This window comes from Paenibacillus sinopodophylli, from assembly GCF_005930355.1.
Classification (GTDB): domain Bacteria; phylum Bacillota; class Bacilli; order Paenibacillales; family Paenibacillaceae; genus Pristimantibacillus; species Pristimantibacillus sinopodophylli.
Map to the genome: position 1 here is coordinate 615,088 of NZ_VDBO01000001.1, position 16,854 is coordinate 631,941.

Here is a 16,854-nt window from a genome sequence, read left to right on the forward strand (position 1 = left end):
GACGGCGACAGCCGTTTCACTTTGAACATCTTTATAAGCGAACGTCGCTTTGCGGGCCATTGCGCTCGTTCTTCTTCGCATCAGCCAGCTCGGTTTCCCAAGACAGATGACGGTATTCCGACGCGGCAGGATCATGCTCGAACCAGTCCAAGAAATCTGACCAAAGCGCAACATCCCAGGCTGCATCGATTTGTGCTGTCGTATAGACGCTGTCACGAAGCCGAACGAAGCCGAATACGTCTCGAACCTGTGATTTCTCCGCCTGAACAACCGTCAATTCAGCAAGATGAGGCGGGATAAATATAACACCTGAAGGTGTTCCGAGCACGACATCGCCAGGCATGCAGATTGCTTTGCCGATGCGAGTAGGTACGTTCATGCCAACCATCGTTACATCAGCAATGGCAGTCGGATCACTTCCGCGATAGAAAACGTTAATATTGTCGATCTCGACGATCTGTTGATTGTCGCGAACGCCGCCCCAAATGACTGCTCCGCCGCGCTTTGTTCGTGTAGAAATAGCAGTCGACAAATTACCGCCTACATAGGTTCCGAGATGAACCTTATCGAACATATCTACGACTGCAACATCATCTTCAACGAGCTCGTCAATGACCCATTGATTGAAAAAACCTTTACGACCTTCATGCTCATGGCCATGCTTTAGCAGCGTGTCATGCAAATCAGGCCGCTTAGGCACCATGACGGCTGTGACGGCTCTTCCGACCATCACTTTATTGGGATGGATGATTTTGAAATCACCTTCGAATTGAAAAGCATAACCTCTGTTCCATAGCGGACCCCAGGCTTCCTCGAGCGTAATCTTTCGCATGCGTCTAAGAACATCCTCAGCTACTTTGGGACGTCCATTCGGAAACCGTTCGCCCTCCCATAGCGGCGTAAGCTGGATGATGTCTTCTGGATTATCAAATTTCATCAGGAGCACCTCTTTCGCATTGTAGTATTGAAGTCCATGTTGACTTCCATCATATATCTATTGTTGAGGACATCGGTCTTTTTGTCGATGCGACTTTCTTACGGCATTTTTCGCTAGTCTATGAAATATTCACCCTATATAAAATCAAACCATTTCATAAGATATTCTCCTACAACAATGTAACCGCTTTCGTATAAAGTTAGAGAACATTATGTAAGAAAGGGGAGGAGATGATTTAGGTGAAAACGGAGCGCGCGATATCTTCCATGCAAACAGAGAAACGGACGAAGCCAAAACGAAAGCTGAAGGGATCTCTTCACTTAGCGGGCTATGTGTTCATTTCACCATGGCTAATCGGGTTTTTGCTCTTGACGCTGTGGCCTATCGCACAATCGTTTTATTTATCCTTTACCGATTATTCCTTGCTAGAGGAACCTGTATGGACTGGTGCCGACAATTATACAAAAATATTCACAAACGACACGACCTTTACGAAATCGCTTAGCGTCACATTCATGTTTGTCTTGTTCTCGGTACCATTAAAGCTATTTTTCTCGCTCATGGTCGCTTTGGCGCTTAACAAAAGCATAAGAGGCATGAACCTCTATCGAACAGCGATTTATTTCCCATCACTAATCGGGGGCAGTATTGCGGTCGCAGCGCTTTGGCGGAATATGTTCGGTATTGACGGCTATATCAACCAAGTGCTTGCTTGGTTCGGTGTAGAGGGCATTGGTTGGATTTCCAATCCCGATACGTCGCTCGGTACATTAATTCTGTTGAACACATGGCAGTTCGGTTCCACAATGGTTATTTTCCTTGCGGGGCTCAAGCAGGTGCCGCAGGAGCTTTACGAATCCGCTTCTGTAGACGGGGCAGGAAAAGTAAGGAAGTTTATTAGTATTACATTGCCCATGCTCTCACCAGTTATGTTCTTCAATCTTGTGCTTGGCATGATTGGTTCCTTCCAAACCTTCACCTCGGCATTCATCATTACAAAGGGAGGGCCGATTAATTCCACTTATATGTACGCCATGTTCCTATATGAGAAAGCATTCAAGCATTATCAAATGGGCTATGCATCGGCACTTGCCTGGATATTGCTCACCATTGTCGCTATTCTGACAATCATTAATTTCATGGCTTCGAAGTACTGGGTTTTCTATGAGTCGGATGGGGGGAAAACCAAATGAATGCGCTGCGCTACAAGCTGTCAACTCATTTGTATTTGACTCTGTTCTCCTTCCTCATGCTATATCCGGTTATTTGGTGGGCAGGTGCTTCGCTCAAAAAAACGGAGGAGCTTAGTCTGCCGACCATCTGGCCTTCCAAGCCAATGTGGAGCAATTATTGGGATGGCTGGCACTTCTCATCCGAATATACTTTCGCGCATTTCTTTGGCAATACGCTGCTGATGGAACTTGGCAACGTCATTGGGGGAGTTGCAACCGCGGCAATCGTTGCCTATGGCTTTGGAAGATTAAATTTTAAGTTTCGCGGCGTTTGGTTTTCGATTTTGCTGTTGACCATGATGCTGCCTGGACAAGTAACCGTTGTTCCACAATACATTTTGTTTAATAAGCTTGGTTTTGTAGACAGCTACGTTCCGCTCGTGCTGCCGCATTTTTTCGGGGGAGGAGCCTTTTTCATCTTCCTGCTCGTGCAATTCATTCGCAGTATCCCACGAGATCTTGACGAGGCAGCGACAATTGACGGAGCAAGTGTTTATGGCATATTTGGGCGCGTTATCTTGCCTTTGCTCAAGCCTGCTCTAGTTACGGTAGCCATCTTTACATTCATATGGAGTTGGGATGATTTCTTCGCTCAAGTGCTTTATTTGAGCTCAGTAGATAAGTTTACGGTAGGTCTTGCGCTGCGCATGTTCATTGACCAGTTTGATATCCAATGGGGGCAGCTGCTTGCTATGTCATTGCTCTCGATTATGCCTTCGGTAATCATCTTTTTTCTAGCGCAAAAGCACTTTGTAGAAGGTATTGCGACAACCGGGTTAAAAGGATAACGGCATTCTATTTCAACCATATAAAGGGGATGAATGGCTATGATCAAAGGTTGGTCCAAAGGCGCTAGTTTGGTAATGTTGGCTTTGATTTTGGTAATGACGGCTTGCAGCAATGGGGGAGGCGGGAATAACAAGCCGGCTAGCGTAGGAACGGACAATCAAGGATCGGATAGCAGCACAGCAACAACACTTAGCATCATGTGGTGGGGTCCTGACGCGCGTCATGAGGCTACGAAGCAAGCGCTCGATATCTATTCCAAGCAGAATACGAACGTAACGTTCAAGCCGGAATTTATGGCATGGGATGCCTTCTGGCAGAAGCTGCCGACGCTTGCTGCCTCCAAATCCATAACAGACGTACTGCAGATGGATGCAGCCTATATCCAAGAGTATGTTTCTCGCGGACAATTAGAGGATCTCACTGATATTGATCTTAGCGGCATTGTCGATCCGACTGTTATTTCCAACTTGCAAATAGACGGGAAGCTCTACGGCATTCCGCTTAGTCAGAATGCGCAAGGCATTGCGTTCAACAAAACCGAGCTGGAAAAACTCAGTATCCCGCTTCCGCATAAGGATTGGACCTACGAGGAGTATTTCCAATGGGCGAGAGATGCGAAAGCTAAGCTGCCAGAAGGAAAATATCCAATTGGCGACACTACTACCTGGGATTTCTATAACGCTTATCAAACCGCGATGGGCAAGCCTTCTATTATGTCAGATGGCGGCAAAATCTTCACGCTCGATAAGGAATCCTTTATGGCGTTCTACCAAACGTATGAGGAATTCCGCAAAGCCAAAATCGTTCCGCCAGCCGAGAAAGCAGCTGCTTTCCTGGAGAACGATCCCCAAGCAGATCCTATGGCTTCAGGTGTCGTCATGACGCGTGGTGCGACAACGGGCTCTGTCAGCGCATTAGAACAGCTAATGCCTGGTAATGTCGGCGTCGTTAATATGCCGGTAGGTCCTGCTGGCGGCGGCTGGGCGCAATCTACTATTTTCCTCAGTGTAAGCGCTAATTCGAAGAATAAGGCCGAAGCGAAGAAGTTTCTAAGATGGTTTATAACGGATAAAGAAGCTGGCAAGGCACTTGGTCTGACACGCGGCATTCCGATTAACCCGGACATCTACAAAGAGCTTGAGCCGACCCTTGAGAATAAAGATAAGCTAGGCAAAGAAATTTATGATCTATCACTGGATAAGGCGCTGCCTTTCTTTCCGACAGCTGCTGGCTTCGCGGAATGGGTCGATACGTACAAGAAGGAAATGGAAGCCGTCACATTCGGTCAACAATCAATTGAAGAAGCCTACAATAAGCTCGACAAAATGGGCAAGGAGCTAGCAGCGAAAGTAGGCAGCAAATAACAATTATAGAAAGAGGGGCACAAGAGATGCAGCTAGCTGAATTTTTCTCCTCTCAGCCTAACCAGCTGTGGACATTAGCCAAACAGCTTGGTGTAAACGATGCTGTTGGAGGACTACCATGGGAGGAAAAGGTTGAAAAGCCTTGGGACCTCATGCCGCTTATTCGTATGAAGCAGCGATTCGCAGATGCAGGACTTTCGCTTAGAGTCATTGAATCCATGCCGCCGAGCAACGAAATCAAGCTCGGAACAGCGGGGCGTGATGCGGAGCTTGAAGTGTTCGAGCAATTCATTATCAACATGGGAGCAGCGGGTATTCCTGTACTTTGCTATAATTTCATGGCACAGTTCAATTGGTTTCGTACTTCTACAACGACACGCGCACGTGGCGGGGCACTCGTGTCCAGCTACGACCACAGCTTAATGAAGGACGCTCCTCTCACGGAAGCAGGATTAGTAAGTGAAGAACAGCTGTGGGATAATCTCCATTATTTCTTGGAACGCATCGTTCCCGTTGCAGAGAAGGCAAAAGTGAAGCTAGCCCTTCATCCGGATGATCCGCCAATTACGCCTATTCGCGGTATCTCCCGTATTCTTACTAGCGCTTCTGCATTGCAGAGGGCTATCGATCTTGTTCCTAGTGAATATAGCGGCATTACATTATGTCAAGGAACTTTAGCAACCGCAGGGGATGATATACCAAGCGTAATTAGTCAATTTGCTAAGCAAAACAAATTGTTTTTCGTCCATTTCCGCGATGTACAGGGAACGCCGGAGAAGTTTGAAGAAACGTTCCATGACGACGGAAAAACGAATATGCTGGAAGCAATGCGAACGTATTATGATGTCGGCTTTGATGGTCCAGCAAGACCAGATCACGTTCCAACGCTTGAAGGCGAGGATAATGCAAATCCAGGTTATGAGCTGCTAGGTCGATTATATGGCATTGGTTACATTCGAGGCTTAATGGAGGCAGCAGCGGCTAAAACGGCAAAAGGAACTTTGGCAAACACGAGCTTTTGAGTCAAGGCACATTATAATCTTGGAGCTGAATATAGAAGAGTATCTCCCTAGCCGCATGTAGACTTTTGCGGCGGGGAGATGCTTTTCTTTTTTTGCTTTTCAACTTTTCTATGAATCCTTAGCTAAAGTGCATGAACCATTTCTACAAAGAGCAGTGGTTCACCAGAAAGATCTAGTGACCTCAATATACGAAAAGACAGGTCAGTTCCAATATGTGGTATATTTAGAAAAGTAATTTTACCAGGGGGGGAAATGTTGAGGGAAATAAAGCATCCAGTAAAGAGTGCTGCAAGGATCAGAACCATTATAGGCATGACTGCTATTATAATGAGTCAATCTATTCTTGTATTTAGATCATGGGATCAGAGTGGTGTGTTTTACGCTTCGTTAACGGTTATACTGCTATGTTTAGTTGGACTGTTACTCGCATTGTACAGAAGATTTTTCATGGAACCAATCGAGTTATGCCTCTCTAAAGAGCAAATTGTATTAGATGGGAATATTATTAATTCTAGAGATATCAAAGTAATCATGATCAGAGGCTACTTTAAACCTGTGATCGGGTTATTACCTTACAGTAGGAGAATCGTCCCAATGAATATGGCATTTAGATATTTAAAAGATGAAGATAGAGGTATCTCGGATCTAAAGAGTTGGGCAAAAATAAATAATGTAAAGATGGTCAACAAATCGTTTCAAACGTGGATTTGAGTGTATTACCTAGTACCTATACCAGGCTGCTGCCACGAAACCGCTGCCTGGATGTGATTCAGGCAGGATAACGTAGAATCTTACTTGAATACAGTAAAGAAAGAATGGTGGTATTTTCGCAATATAGGCATTTCACCTTAATAAGGAGATTGAATAAGCATGGATAAGTTAAGCGAAGTGTCTCTTGAGAATATTTCAGTTCATTGTAAACCATATATTCTGAATATCAAAGCTATGAGAGATGAGATTAATTCATTTAGCTACACATTTAAAGAAGGCCATGTATATGGAGTCATAAGCCAACCGGGTAACGGGGCTTGGGCGATATCCTATTTATTAGCAGGCAGGGTCAAAAAATATTCGGGCATTATCAAAATAAATGGTGAGATAGCCAACTCTAAATTACTGGGATCCAATAGCATCCATATTGGTGAGGGGCTTAATCCTAAACGATGGTTAATAGTTGATAGTAAAAAAACGATAAGGCAACAATTAGAAGAAGGGGATAGCTCCTATTCAATTAATGATCTAATAGCGTTATTAGATCTTGCTCCTTCAAGGCTGGACCGTTCCATAAAATATATTAGTAATGAACGATGGAATGCATCAGTCGCTATAGGTTTAGCACATTCAAAGCATGTATACTGTTTTCCATGGTTCAATACAGATTGGAAGAGTATAATCCATTTTCGGCTGAAATATTGTGCAGATGTTTTAAGAGCAAATAATAAAATAATGATTATTCCTACAGATAGTGCACGCTATATTGAAAATACCGTTGATGAAATCATATATCTCTGATTAGCATGGAACGAGTGTTGAATCACAATTTCTTTTTGACTATATCGGGGGAAAAGTATGAAATTTTATATAGCGTCTAGTCGCAAAAATATAGACAATGTAAGACAAGTTTCAGACGAATTAATAGCTCGTGGTTTTCAACAAACTTACGATTGGACAATACATTCGGAGATAGATTCGATATCTAAGCTTGGAGAGATTGGCCATGAAGAAGTATCCGGGGTTTTGGATGCAGATGTTGTAATCGTCATGATTCCAGCAGGGAAAGGGAGTCATGTTGAACTCGGAATTGCTCTGGGGGCTGGGAAGGACCTTTATTTGTATTCCTCAACAAATGAAATGAATGAGATCGAAAACACATGTACATTCTATCATATAGATTCCGTTAAGCAGAGGATTGGATCCATAGATGATTTAATCAATTCGGTCTGTTTTGATTACAAGCATCATTAAGCAAAGCGGGGGCGCATTAGCGCCCCCGCTTACTGCTTGTTATACCGTTAGCTCCATAACCGGTCATTCGAATGAAAATGGTTCCAATTGTCGGTCGATTCCCATAGGCCTGGGATTTGGGGATGCAGATGCTGCGCTAGCACCTCATCATTCAGATCGTCAATGCCAAGTCCTGGTGCATCACTAATGTGAATGAAGCCATCTTGAACTAGCTTGTTAGGCAGCTTGCTGCTAATGATAATATCATCCCACCAAGGCACTTCACAGGAGTGGTATTCAAGTGCAAGAAAATTTTCCGTAGCAGCTGCAACATGAGCGGCAGCAAGGCATGCAATGGGGCTCTCAGCCATATGAATGGCCATTGCTACGCCGTACTCCTGCGCCATGTCACCGATTTTTTTCGTCTCCAGAATACCTCCTGTTGTAAGTACATCGGGGTGAATAACGGAAACACCGCCTGCTTGCAGAAGTGGACGGAAGTTTTCTTTCAAATAAATATCCTCACCCGTGCAGATCGGAGTAGCGACGGCTCGCGCGAGTTTCGCGTATTGTTCCGTGTATTGCCATGGGAGCATATCCTCCATCCAAGCGAGATTGAACTTATCGACACGTCTTCCCAGCTTAATACAATCCTCTAGTCCGATATGTCCGAAATGATCCACAGCCAGCGGCACTTCATAGCCGATTACCGCGCGAACGTCAGCGACGTATTGCTCCAGCATATCGAGACCTTTCTCCGTAACGTGAATTGCGGTAAAAGGGTGAGGGATGTTGTGAATATCGTAATGCTGGTTACGGATATTTCGGATCTCTTCCTCAGTCAGCGTATCATGGTTGTTGCTGTATCGATTCTTAGATGCATTGCGCATCTCGTCTATGAAGCCGACCGGTGCACTTAATGTACCAGGCTCGTTTATAATTTGTCCGATGCCTAGATCCATTTTGAGAAACGTGAAGCCTTGCTCCATGCGTTTCTTCAGCGCTTGCCCCATAGCAGTTCCAGTGTCCTTGCCGACAACTTCAGTATCGCAATACATTCGGATTTTTTCGCGGAATTTGCCACCCAGCATTTGATAGATGGGGATGCCATAAGCTTTTCCAGCCAAATCCCACAGCGCAATCTCAAGGCCGCTTACCCCGCCTCCTTGTCTGGCATGACCGCCAAACTGCTTGATACGCCGAAAAATTTTATCGATATTGCAAGGATTCTCACCTAGTAGACGTCCTTTCAGCATTTGCGCATAAACCTTATCCGCACCGTCACGTACTTCACCGAACCCGATCAAGCCCTGATTAGTATACACTTTGATCAAGCTGCTGTGGAACGGGCCGCCTACAATGTCTGTGAACCGGATATCGGTAATACGCAGCGTCGAGGGGCTGGAATAGGTGCTGACATGGGCAAGTGTTTCCTCATAGGATGGATTGTTGGACATGATGGTCACTCCTTGGTTAGTAGTGTGGAAAATGTGAGAGAGAAGGGACTAGATCAGCATGCTGCCACCATCTAGTCTAATGGCCGAGCCAGTCATGAATTCGCTCTCATCGGATGCGAGAAAACAAACGAGCTGTGCAACATCGAGTGGACGACCTACGCGCCCAACTGGGAATTTTTCGCGTTCGGTACGCGAAAACCGCTTATATTTTTGTATTTCTTCTTCTGTCAAGATTGGCTTAGATTCACGGGAGCTTTGCTTGCCGACCTGAATTTCTCCAGGCTCAATCGTATTGACGGTAATCCCGTAGTGGGCTAACTCGATCGCACTTTCTCTGCCAAGCATTCGTATGCCGCCCTTGGTCATGGCATACACCGCATCGAAATCAGTAGGACGCTTGCTATGCACAGATGACATATTAATGATGCGCCCTGATTGCTTTGCTTTCATATAAGGGACTACAGCCTGTATGCATTGCCAATAGCCCTTGAGATTGATGTTGAACATACGATCAAAAGCTGTTTCATCATAATCGAAAAAATCGAAATTGAGCTGAAGTGCAGCATTATTAACCAAAATATCAATTCCGCCATACTTCTCAGCAACAGAGTTGACCATTCGCTCGATGTCAGTCTTCTTCGACACATCGGCTTGTACGAGAAAGGAGCTTCCACCGAGCTCATCAATCTGCTCCTTCGTGTGAAGTGCACCTGCATCGCTTTGATTGTAGTGGACAGCAACATGGACGCCGCGATTTGCGAGTTCAATGGCAACACCTTTGCCAATCCCAGTACCTGCGCCAGTAATGATTGCAACTTTTCCTGCAATACTCATGCTACACCTCCATTATGGCATTAGGGCTGTTTCATCCTGAAGTTCATATAATGGAGCAAAAAACCGCCATCGAATCTGATGTCTGCACCATTGATATACTTCGAGCTATCCGAAGCAAGGAAGAGAACCAATTCGGCAAGGTCCTCATAGGTGCCAAGTTCGGCATTAGGTACCTTGTAATTGTAATGATCATAAAGGGGAGTTAAAGTGCTTTCGAACAACACGTCATCACCTTCAAGCGGACCTCGTTCAATCGAATTCACGCGTATGCTGGAACGCCCGAGCACAAGTGCGGCTTCCTTCGCAAGCATGCTGACCGCTCCTTTGGCGATGCTGTAGGTGAATGCACTGCCAGTCGGTTTCTCTGCGTGAATAGAAGAGACATAAATGATGCTGCCGTGCTGGCTCTTCATCATGTGTTTTCCCGCCGCTTGCGTACAGATAAAAGCGGATTTGGCGTTGATGGCTATACTCTTTGCGAATATAGCTTCGTCACAGGACTCGATTGTACTCGGATATACGACATTGTTATTATGGACAAGCACACTGACCGTGCCGATTTGCTGCTCGGTAGATTGAAGCATGTCCCAAACCTCATCGAAGCTGCATAAATCAATATTCACAATGATTGCTAGCTTTCCTGAATTCTCAATGAGCCTGCGCTCCTCCCATAATGCAAGACCGCCAGATTCGCTGTTTAATATGAAATGGCTACCTTCGGAAACAAACCTCCGGATGATCGCTTTTCCGCTTGCGCAATCTGCGTCTGTAATAAAAACAACCTGGTTATGCACTGACATAGATCCCCTCCACACAGAAGACTTCAATAACAGGTGTACGCATAGTTTAATAGTAGTGAGTTTGTTGCTTTGAAGGGATGCCGTAAAGTTATGATTTTGTTTGTTTTTTTGCAAACCGTAGGGCGGCTATGCCATTCTATTATTCGCATCATCCTGAATGGAAAGGCAATGCATTCGAAAATATAAAAATAGCAAAACTTATGCTACTATGAATAAGTGATAGACAGTATTCGTGCGAATAGGAGTGATAACGATGAAGGTGTTGTTTATAGGTGGAACAGGAGTCATTAGTCAAGCGGTTTCCAAGCTGGCAATATCGCGCGGCGTTGAGCTTTATTTATTTAATAGGGGTTATCGCGATGAGTTTGTGCCTGAAGGTGCACATGTTATTCAAGGAGATATAAGAGATCCTGAAAGCGCTGCGGCCGTTCTGGCTGATAAGCAATTCGACGTAGTCGTAGATTGGATTTCATTCACACCTGAGCATGTCCGTGTAGACATCGAGCTGTTCCGAGGTAAAACCAAGCAATTCATATTTATCAGCTCTGCGTCTGCCTATCAAAAACCACCTCAGCATTACATGATCAAAGAAGATACGACTCCACTCGACAATCCATACTGGCCTTATTCACAAGACAAAATTGCATGCGAGAAGCTGCTGCTAGACGAGTATGCGAGGAGCGGATTCCCTGTAACGATCGTCAGGCCATCATTCACTTACGGAGATACGATGATTCCTGCTGCGCTTAATAGCTGGAATCATCCTTGGTCGCTGATCGCTAGAATTAGGGCCGGCAAACCTGTCATCGTACATGGCGATGGATCGTCTTTATGGACGATGACGCATAACTCCGATTTTGCTAAAGGATTCATCGGTCTTCTAGGCCAAAAAGAGACAATCGGACAAGCTTACCATATTACATCGGATGAAGTGCTTACCTGGAATCAAATCTATGAAGCGATTGGTGCTGCTGCGGGTACACCACCAAAGCTGGCTCATATTTCAACATCGTTCCTTATTTCTCATGATCCGGAGCTTGAAGGCGGCCTGCTCGGGGACAAATCGGTCACCAGCGTGTTTGACAACAGCAAAATCAAAGCATTGGTTCCGGATTTCGAGGCATCACTATCATTCGCGGAAGGCATTAAGCGTACCGTTGCATGGTTTGAAGCCCATCCCGACCGCTGTACAGAGGATCTAGAGTGGAATGAACAAATGGATTTGATCATTGCCGCACATGAATCGGGGTTCAAACGTTAAGCTCCATACTCTAACAGCTAACAATAAATGAAAAAGCTCTTATTCCTTACGGGATAGGAGCTTTTTTCGTTCGTTCCACCCATAAATCAAGCGAAGATCGTCATATAGCATTGTCTGAAAATATTCTCAGAAATAGCAGTTACCCGAAAAAAGGGGAAGGAAACTCGTCTTTTGGTGGAATGACCGACATATACTCATCACAGACCGTCCACTTTTTATTGAAATATAGGAAAGTATATCTTTAGGCTATACCTTCTCTATATTTCTCCGAATGGCACGCGCCGCGCCGCCGAAGGAGGGCGACAGTCGTTTTTTCCTGGTGCCTGCTTATAATCGCATTCTAACTTATATCGTAACAGGTATACTTCATTAACTTAAAGGGAGAGGTATAATCATGCGAAAAAAGTTGAGTCAGCATCTATTTTTTTATTTGCTTATTTTATCGTTGGTCGTCACATTGGGTATGTATGTTCAACCTTTAAATAATGAACCGGAAGCTCCTGCAACAGACTCGCCGCTTACGGTTGTTTCACTTCCTTCAGCTCATCCCGTGCTTGCCGCAACAAGCTTTCATCCGGCTCCGTCACCTACTTCAACACCTGCGTCTGCGCCTGAATCACCTCAACTCAAAGCAACTCTCAGCCTCATCGATCAACCTATTTCATCCGATTCCAAAACAGATTCTTTATCCGAGCAGCAGCCTGAAGCCCTGCCGGAAATCAGTGAAATTCCTTTGCCTACATATGAAGTTACCGCTTTTTACTTAAACATACGTACGGAACCAAATGCAAAATCCGAAATCATCAAAGTAGTTAAGCAAGGCACCTTATTGACCGTTGCAGCGGAAACAGAAAATGGCTGGCTACAGCTAAAAGACCGCGGTTATGTGCATGGCGGCTACGCTGAGAGGGTGAAAAGAGAGGTGACCATACTTTCCAGCGCACTCGATAATAATCGTCAGCCTACCAACGCAATCGTTGATCGCGGCGCAGAGATCGCGCAGCAATCTGAACATATAGAAGAAGAGATCACTATACCTGATCTTGAAATAAGTGAAGTGGAAGAGCTTCAAGCTCCGACCTCACTGGTTAAATCTGATTCAGGTCTAACCGTAGAGCACATCTCTAAAATATTCGAAAACACGGCGTTATCCGGACATGATTTGGAACAAGCTATCCTCGAAATCGAAGATGAATACGGAATTAACGCTTATTTCACAATTGCTGTTATGAAGCTAGAAAGCGGGAACGGTAAAAGCAGCCTCGCAAAGAGGAAAAATAATTTATTCGGTTTAAACGCCATCGATGGAGATAAATATAATAAAGCGTTCAGCTTCGAAACCAAAAGTGACAGTGTCCGTAAGTTCGGCCAGCTTCTATCCAAAAACTATGTAGGCAAAGGGCTTACGACCATAGAGAAGGTAGCAAGGAAATATTGTCCTGCCAATTCGAAGTGGTCGAGCTTGGTTAAAAACATTATGAAAAGCGATTATCGAAAGCTCTAGATGGCAATTTGTTTTAGATTATGTTATTTTCAATTTCAAAGAAGCTGATGATAACAAGCTAAAGGAGGTTGCCTGCGATGAGCGATATCGTTCAAAAAGTGCCGTTCGGCTATGAACCGCCAGTAGACGAGCTCAAAGGGACAATTGTTTATTATGATTCGTTCGAGCATACGACTGACCGAGAACTGGATCTTGCGTACGCCATCACCAAGGCTCGTTCTTTCCGCAAGCTGGTTCTATATCCGCTGCACGAGCAAAGTATAAGACGAATGTCCAAGGAGGAGGTTAAGCCTTTCTATAAGCGGGAGGACCGGCTTCATGATTGGAAGCGGGAACGAGGTGCCACAGAGGTTATCGTAGAGAGATTGGAAATTAAACGTAAAAAATATACGCCGATTGACTCGGCACTTCGTCATTTATCTGAGACGTACCCCAAACCCTTGTTTATCCTTATGACCGGTGAGCTGGCTAACCTATTCGCATCCTACTCCTCGTTCGACGAGTGGATTGTCAAAGTCAGGTTGTTGCTTACAAACGAATCGGCTGGCTTGCATCCTAAACTTATTGCAAACAGGCATAGATGGGAATCCATCGTTCATACATAGAAGAGAGCCGTTCACGAAAACTCGTGAGCGGCTCTTTTTTTGAAATGCTAGCCTGTAGAAGGGCTGTTTGGTACATGGCCTTTCTGATTACGGTTCTCCTCTGTGGAAGCCGCTACGTTGTTCTCTGCTTCGCTTGAGCTCGCTTTGAACGCTTTATTTTTTGCGGGTATGGATTGATTTTTGTGCTTTCCCATCGTTTATCCCTCCAGATATTCAATTGCCTAGCTCATGCGCGAGCTCATATAGGTTATCCATGTTCGTATGAATTCATTTGCGAGTGTCCTTCATTGGATAGAAAACGAAACATTGGAAAATAATAAACAAACCTTTTACCCTGCTTCTAAAGAAAGGGACCTATGATATGACAGCAGCTTTCCATTCACATGACCAAGCTATTTCACCACATATCGATCAAGTTCGTGCTCAGATGGAAGCACTGCTTGCAGACTGCAGCGATGCTGCTTATCTCGAATGCATGATAGGCAAAAAAGTGAAGGGCTTTTTTTACTATTTCAATGGCTTAACGAATGAAGAGCGGTTGAATGAAATTAGGTACGACATTGCGGATTGGAACATTGACGAAGGATCAGAGTGGTTGGAATCTATTGCTCAAGAAGTGACAGCCTTCAATTGTTCAAGAACGGATTCATTCACAGATATGATGGATCAAATGACACTAGGCAATGCAATTCTTCTCGTAGACGGCAATGATTTCGGCTATGTATTCTCGCTCTCCGAATGGCGGAAACGTGCGATTGAGGACCCCGTTGCCGAATCGGTCATTCGTGGACCAAGAGAAGGCTTTACAGAATCACTTGATGACAACATCGCCATGCTTCGCCGTAGAATTCGTAAGTCTTCCTTGAAGATGAAAGGGATCGAAATCGGAGAATATACGAAAACACGCGTAGTCATTGGCTTTATTGAAGGACTTGCTGCTCCCGAATTGATTCAGGAGATTGAAGAGCGTCTGTCAGCGATTGTGATAGATGGCGTGCTTGAGAGCGGTAATATCGAGGAATATATTGAGGATCAGCCTTACTCACCGTTTCCTCAATTAATATCTACGGAACGGCCTGATACGGTAGCGGGCAACTTGCTAGAAGGACGTGCGGTCATCTTCACAGACCATACACCGTTTGCTTTAATCGCGCCGATTAGCTTGTTTTCCCTAATGCAATCACCAGAAGACTATTATCAACGCTTTATGATTTCTACCTTTATTCGTTGGCTTCGTTATTTGTTTTTCCTAGTTGCCTTACTTGCACCATCTGCTTACGTGGCGCTGTTAACCTACCATCAAGAGATGATTCCTTCGGCATTGCTGCTTAGTATTGCTAAATCGCGAGAGTCGATCCCATTTCCTGCATTAGTCGAAGCATTTATTATGGAGACCATGTTCGAGGCGCTTAGAGAAGCAGGCGTAAGGCTTCCCAAACAGGTCGGCGCAGCGGTTAGTATCGTAGGCGCTTTGGTCATCGGGCAAGCAGCTACGTCGGCAGGACTGGTCTCCTCGCCAATGGTCATGGTCGTGGCGATAACGGGCATCGCATCATTTCTGCTGCCTCATTATTCGATTGGTATTTCCATTCGGCTGCTCCGATTTCCAATTATGCTCATGGCAGGCATGCTTGGTCTGCTGGGGTTATTAATAGGCGTTATTGGCATTGTCATCCATTTGAGTGGACTGCGCTCCTTCGGGGTGCCTTACTTATCGCCTATCGCCCCGATGATGGTTGGAGAATGGAAAGATGTAGTGATGCGACCACAAGGCTGGTTATCGCGTCAACGGCCTCGTCTTACAAGAAGCGGGGGAGGCTTTCGCAAAGGCGAAAGGCGCAAAAACGTCGGCACTTCCAACAGGAGAGAGTGAGTGATCAGCATTGAATCGTTCCCGATCTATTCGATCTCGTTTGATTTTATGCGGCTTATCTGTAATCAGTGTATTGCAGTTGACAGGGTGCTGGGATCGCGTCGAAGTAAATGATATAGCGATTATTGTTGGTGCTGGCATCGATCAAGTGAGTGCGAATCAAGTGAAGCTTTCAGCTGAAATTTATATACCTGAAGAGAGCAATGCGGAAACTCAGAGCGGAGGAAGCAAAAGCGCCAGCGGTAATGGAAAAACGTTCGTTTCCAGCGCTTCTGGTTCATCCATGTCCGAAGCGATGTATAAGCTGCAAGAACGTCTATCGCGAAAGCTGTATTGGGGACATAATGACATATTTGTTTTTGGCCAGAAAAGAGCTGCACAAGGCATAGATGATGATCTCGATTTTATTATGAGATATGTGCGGATGCGGGAGAGAGCAAACGTGTACGTAGCGGAGGGCAGAGCCGTTGATATTTTAGGAATTAACCCCCGTTTGGAGCCTAATTCGATGGAGGCGCTAAGCGAACTCTCCAAAACAGAAATCAGCACAACCGTCGATTTGAAACAAGTGATTGAGCGTATCGTCGAAACGCCTGAAGAAACATTTTGCGTACCCTACCTTAATCCAGGCAGCTTGCTTACGGGTGAAAGTCATATTCGCAAACCGAACGTTTCCTATTTTCAGGGGATGAGTATATTCAATAAAACAAAGATGGTCGGCTGGATGAACAATGATCTAACTTGGGGCTATTTCTGGATAACGAACCGAATTAAAGCCAATACGATTATTGCAGTAGGTCATCATCCCCATAACGAAACCGTTGCAGTACAACTTACTAACAGCAAAACAAAACTTGTCCCTCACATCACACCCGGTGGGAAGTGGATTATGAAGATCATCGTGCGAAGTCAAGGAAATATGATGCAAAATACGACCGAAATCGATTTTATGAATCCTAAGGAACATGCTGAGCTCGTGGAGCTAGTAAGTGAAGAGGTTCAAATAAGTATCAAGAATACAATGCGAGAGCTTCAGAAAAAGATTAAGGTGGATGCTGTCGATTTCGGCAATTCCTTTCGCAAAAAATATCCGAAACAATGGAATAATGTGAAAACCAATTGGAATGAGACATTTCAGCAGGTACAGCTCGAGTTTGATGTACAAGTATCCATTCCTCGCCCAGGCGTGCTTAACCAAACGATCAGACAAATGAAAGGAGGGAACCATTAAC

The 16,854-nt window shown here is 45.0% G+C and carries 16 protein-coding genes; 11 read left to right on the forward strand and 5 right to left on the reverse strand.

Annotated elements, in window-relative coordinates; genetic code table 11:
- Positions 1–31 precede the first annotated feature (31 nt).
- Positions 32–937 carry an RraA family protein gene (locus tag FGT79_RS02655; protein ID WP_138751233.1) on the reverse strand — a complete coding sequence of 302 codons (906 nt, stop codon included), beginning with the start codon at positions 935–937 and terminating at the stop codon, positions 32–34.
- Between the two features lie 266 nt (positions 938–1,203).
- On the opposite strand from FGT79_RS02655, the gene FGT79_RS02660 reads away from it, so the two are divergent.
- The 6 genes from FGT79_RS02660 (at position 1,204) to FGT79_RS02685 (ending at position 7,309) form a co-directional block, all read left to right on the forward strand.
- The gene (locus FGT79_RS02660) at positions 1,204–2,130 is read left to right on the forward strand and encodes a carbohydrate ABC transporter permease (RefSeq protein ID WP_138752900.1); all 927 of its coding nucleotides are present in this window, start codon (positions 1,204–1,206) and stop codon (positions 2,128–2,130) included.
- Positions 2,127–2,957, forward strand: coding sequence for a carbohydrate ABC transporter permease (locus FGT79_RS02665; protein WP_138751234.1), 831 nt, complete (start codon positions 2,127–2,129; stop codon positions 2,955–2,957). The genes FGT79_RS02660 and FGT79_RS02665 overlap by 4 nt, the downstream gene beginning before the upstream one ends.
- Positions 2,958–2,996: 39 nt before the next feature.
- Positions 2,997–4,322: an ABC transporter substrate-binding protein gene (locus FGT79_RS02670; protein WP_138751235.1), complete on the forward strand. Its 1,326-nt coding sequence runs from the start codon at positions 2,997–2,999 to the stop codon at positions 4,320–4,322.
- A 26-nt stretch (positions 4,323–4,348) separates the two neighbouring features.
- Positions 4,349–5,344, forward strand: a complete 996-nt coding sequence (locus tag FGT79_RS02675) for a mannonate dehydratase (RefSeq protein ID WP_138751236.1) — start codon at positions 4,349–4,351, stop codon at positions 5,342–5,344.
- 870 nt (positions 5,345–6,214) lie between these two features.
- The gene (locus FGT79_RS02680) at positions 6,215–6,856 is read left to right on the forward strand and encodes a hypothetical protein (RefSeq protein ID WP_138751237.1); all 642 of its coding nucleotides are present in this window, start codon (positions 6,215–6,217) and stop codon (positions 6,854–6,856) included.
- A 57-nt stretch (positions 6,857–6,913) separates the two neighbouring features.
- Positions 6,914–7,309, forward strand: coding sequence for a group-specific protein (locus FGT79_RS02685; RefSeq protein WP_138751238.1), 396 nt, complete (start codon positions 6,914–6,916; stop codon positions 7,307–7,309).
- Positions 7,310–7,356: 47 nt separating this feature from the next.
- On the opposite strand, the gene FGT79_RS02690 is transcribed toward FGT79_RS02685, so the two are convergent.
- Genes FGT79_RS02690 through FGT79_RS02700 form a run of 3 tightly spaced genes read right to left on the reverse strand, consistent with a single transcriptional unit; the run spans position 7,357 to position 10,379 of the window.
- Positions 7,357–8,745, reverse strand: coding sequence for a mandelate racemase/muconate lactonizing enzyme family protein (locus FGT79_RS02690; RefSeq protein ID WP_138751239.1), 1,389 nt, complete (start codon positions 8,743–8,745; stop codon positions 7,357–7,359).
- Between the two features lie 48 nt (positions 8,746–8,793).
- On the reverse strand, positions 8,794–9,579 hold the full coding sequence (locus FGT79_RS02695; protein ID WP_138751240.1) for an SDR family NAD(P)-dependent oxidoreductase: 786 nt from the start codon (positions 9,577–9,579) through the stop codon (positions 8,794–8,796).
- 20 nt (positions 9,580–9,599) lie between these two features.
- Positions 9,600–10,379, reverse strand: a complete 780-nt coding sequence (locus tag FGT79_RS02700; RefSeq protein ID WP_138751241.1) for an SDR family NAD(P)-dependent oxidoreductase — start codon at positions 10,377–10,379, stop codon at positions 9,600–9,602.
- Between the two features lie 253 nt (positions 10,380–10,632).
- Between FGT79_RS02700 and FGT79_RS02705 the strand changes: the two genes are divergently transcribed.
- From FGT79_RS02705 to FGT79_RS02715, 3 genes are all read left to right on the forward strand, one after another.
- Entirely contained in the window at positions 10,633–11,640 is a 1,008-nt protein-coding gene (locus tag FGT79_RS02705) for an SDR family oxidoreductase (RefSeq protein ID WP_138751242.1), read from the forward strand.
- A 394-nt stretch (positions 11,641–12,034) separates the two neighbouring features.
- Positions 12,035–13,144 (forward strand): glucosaminidase domain-containing protein, encoded by a 1,110-nt coding sequence (locus FGT79_RS02710; protein WP_138751243.1) that lies wholly within the window; start codon positions 12,035–12,037, stop codon positions 13,142–13,144.
- A 77-nt stretch (positions 13,145–13,221) separates the two neighbouring features.
- On the forward strand, positions 13,222–13,749 hold the full coding sequence (locus FGT79_RS02715) for a hypothetical protein (protein ID WP_138751244.1): 528 nt from the start codon (positions 13,222–13,224) through the stop codon (positions 13,747–13,749).
- Between the two features lie 47 nt (positions 13,750–13,796).
- Here FGT79_RS02715 and FGT79_RS30920 read toward each other — a convergent pair whose 3' ends face one another.
- Positions 13,797–13,943 (reverse strand): hypothetical protein, encoded by a 147-nt coding sequence (locus tag FGT79_RS30920; RefSeq protein WP_171056050.1) that lies wholly within the window; start codon positions 13,941–13,943, stop codon positions 13,797–13,799.
- Between the two features lie 167 nt (positions 13,944–14,110).
- Between FGT79_RS30920 and FGT79_RS02720 the strand changes: the two genes are divergently transcribed.
- Positions 14,111–15,622: a spore germination protein gene (locus tag FGT79_RS02720; protein ID WP_138751245.1), complete on the forward strand. Its 1,512-nt coding sequence runs from the start codon at positions 14,111–14,113 to the stop codon at positions 15,620–15,622.
- Between the two features lie 10 nt (positions 15,623–15,632).
- Positions 15,633–16,853, forward strand: coding sequence for a Ger(x)C family spore germination protein (locus FGT79_RS02725; protein ID WP_138751246.1), 1,221 nt, complete (start codon positions 15,633–15,635; stop codon positions 16,851–16,853).
- Position 16,854: the final 1 nt, after the last annotated feature.

Excerpts from the sequence above, each read along its gene's own strand:
- FGT79_RS02655 (WP_138751233.1), bottom strand. The coding sequence starts at position 937 with ATGAAATTTGATAATCCAGAAGACATCATCCAGCTTACGCCGCTATGG.
- FGT79_RS02660 (WP_138752900.1), top strand. The coding sequence starts at position 1,204 with ATGCAAACAGAGAAACGGACGAAGCCAAAACGAAAGCTGAAGGGATCT.
- FGT79_RS02665 (WP_138751234.1), top strand. The coding sequence starts at position 2,127 with ATGAATGCGCTGCGCTACAAGCTGTCAACTCATTTGTATTTGACTCTG.
- FGT79_RS02670 (WP_138751235.1), top strand. The coding sequence starts at position 2,997 with ATGATCAAAGGTTGGTCCAAAGGCGCTAGTTTGGTAATGTTGGCTTTG.
- FGT79_RS02675 (WP_138751236.1), top strand. The coding sequence starts at position 4,349 with ATGCAGCTAGCTGAATTTTTCTCCTCTCAGCCTAACCAGCTGTGGACA.
- FGT79_RS02680 (WP_138751237.1), top strand. The coding sequence starts at position 6,215 with ATGGATAAGTTAAGCGAAGTGTCTCTTGAGAATATTTCAGTTCATTGT.
- FGT79_RS02685 (WP_138751238.1), top strand. The coding sequence starts at position 6,914 with ATGAAATTTTATATAGCGTCTAGTCGCAAAAATATAGACAATGTAAGA.
- FGT79_RS02690 (WP_138751239.1), bottom strand. The coding sequence starts at position 8,745 with ATGTCCAACAATCCATCCTATGAGGAAACACTTGCCCATGTCAGCACC.
- FGT79_RS02695 (WP_138751240.1), bottom strand. The coding sequence starts at position 9,579 with ATGAGTATTGCAGGAAAAGTTGCAATCATTACTGGCGCAGGTACTGGG.
- FGT79_RS02700 (WP_138751241.1), bottom strand. The coding sequence starts at position 10,379 with ATGTCAGTGCATAACCAGGTTGTTTTTATTACAGACGCAGATTGCGCA.
- FGT79_RS02705 (WP_138751242.1), top strand. The coding sequence starts at position 10,633 with ATGAAGGTGTTGTTTATAGGTGGAACAGGAGTCATTAGTCAAGCGGTT.
- FGT79_RS02710 (WP_138751243.1), top strand. The coding sequence starts at position 12,035 with ATGCGAAAAAAGTTGAGTCAGCATCTATTTTTTTATTTGCTTATTTTA.
- FGT79_RS02715 (WP_138751244.1), top strand. The coding sequence starts at position 13,222 with ATGAGCGATATCGTTCAAAAAGTGCCGTTCGGCTATGAACCGCCAGTA.
- FGT79_RS30920 (WP_171056050.1), bottom strand. The coding sequence starts at position 13,943 with ATGGGAAAGCACAAAAATCAATCCATACCCGCAAAAAATAAAGCGTTC.
- FGT79_RS02720 (WP_138751245.1), top strand. The coding sequence starts at position 14,111 with ATGACAGCAGCTTTCCATTCACATGACCAAGCTATTTCACCACATATC.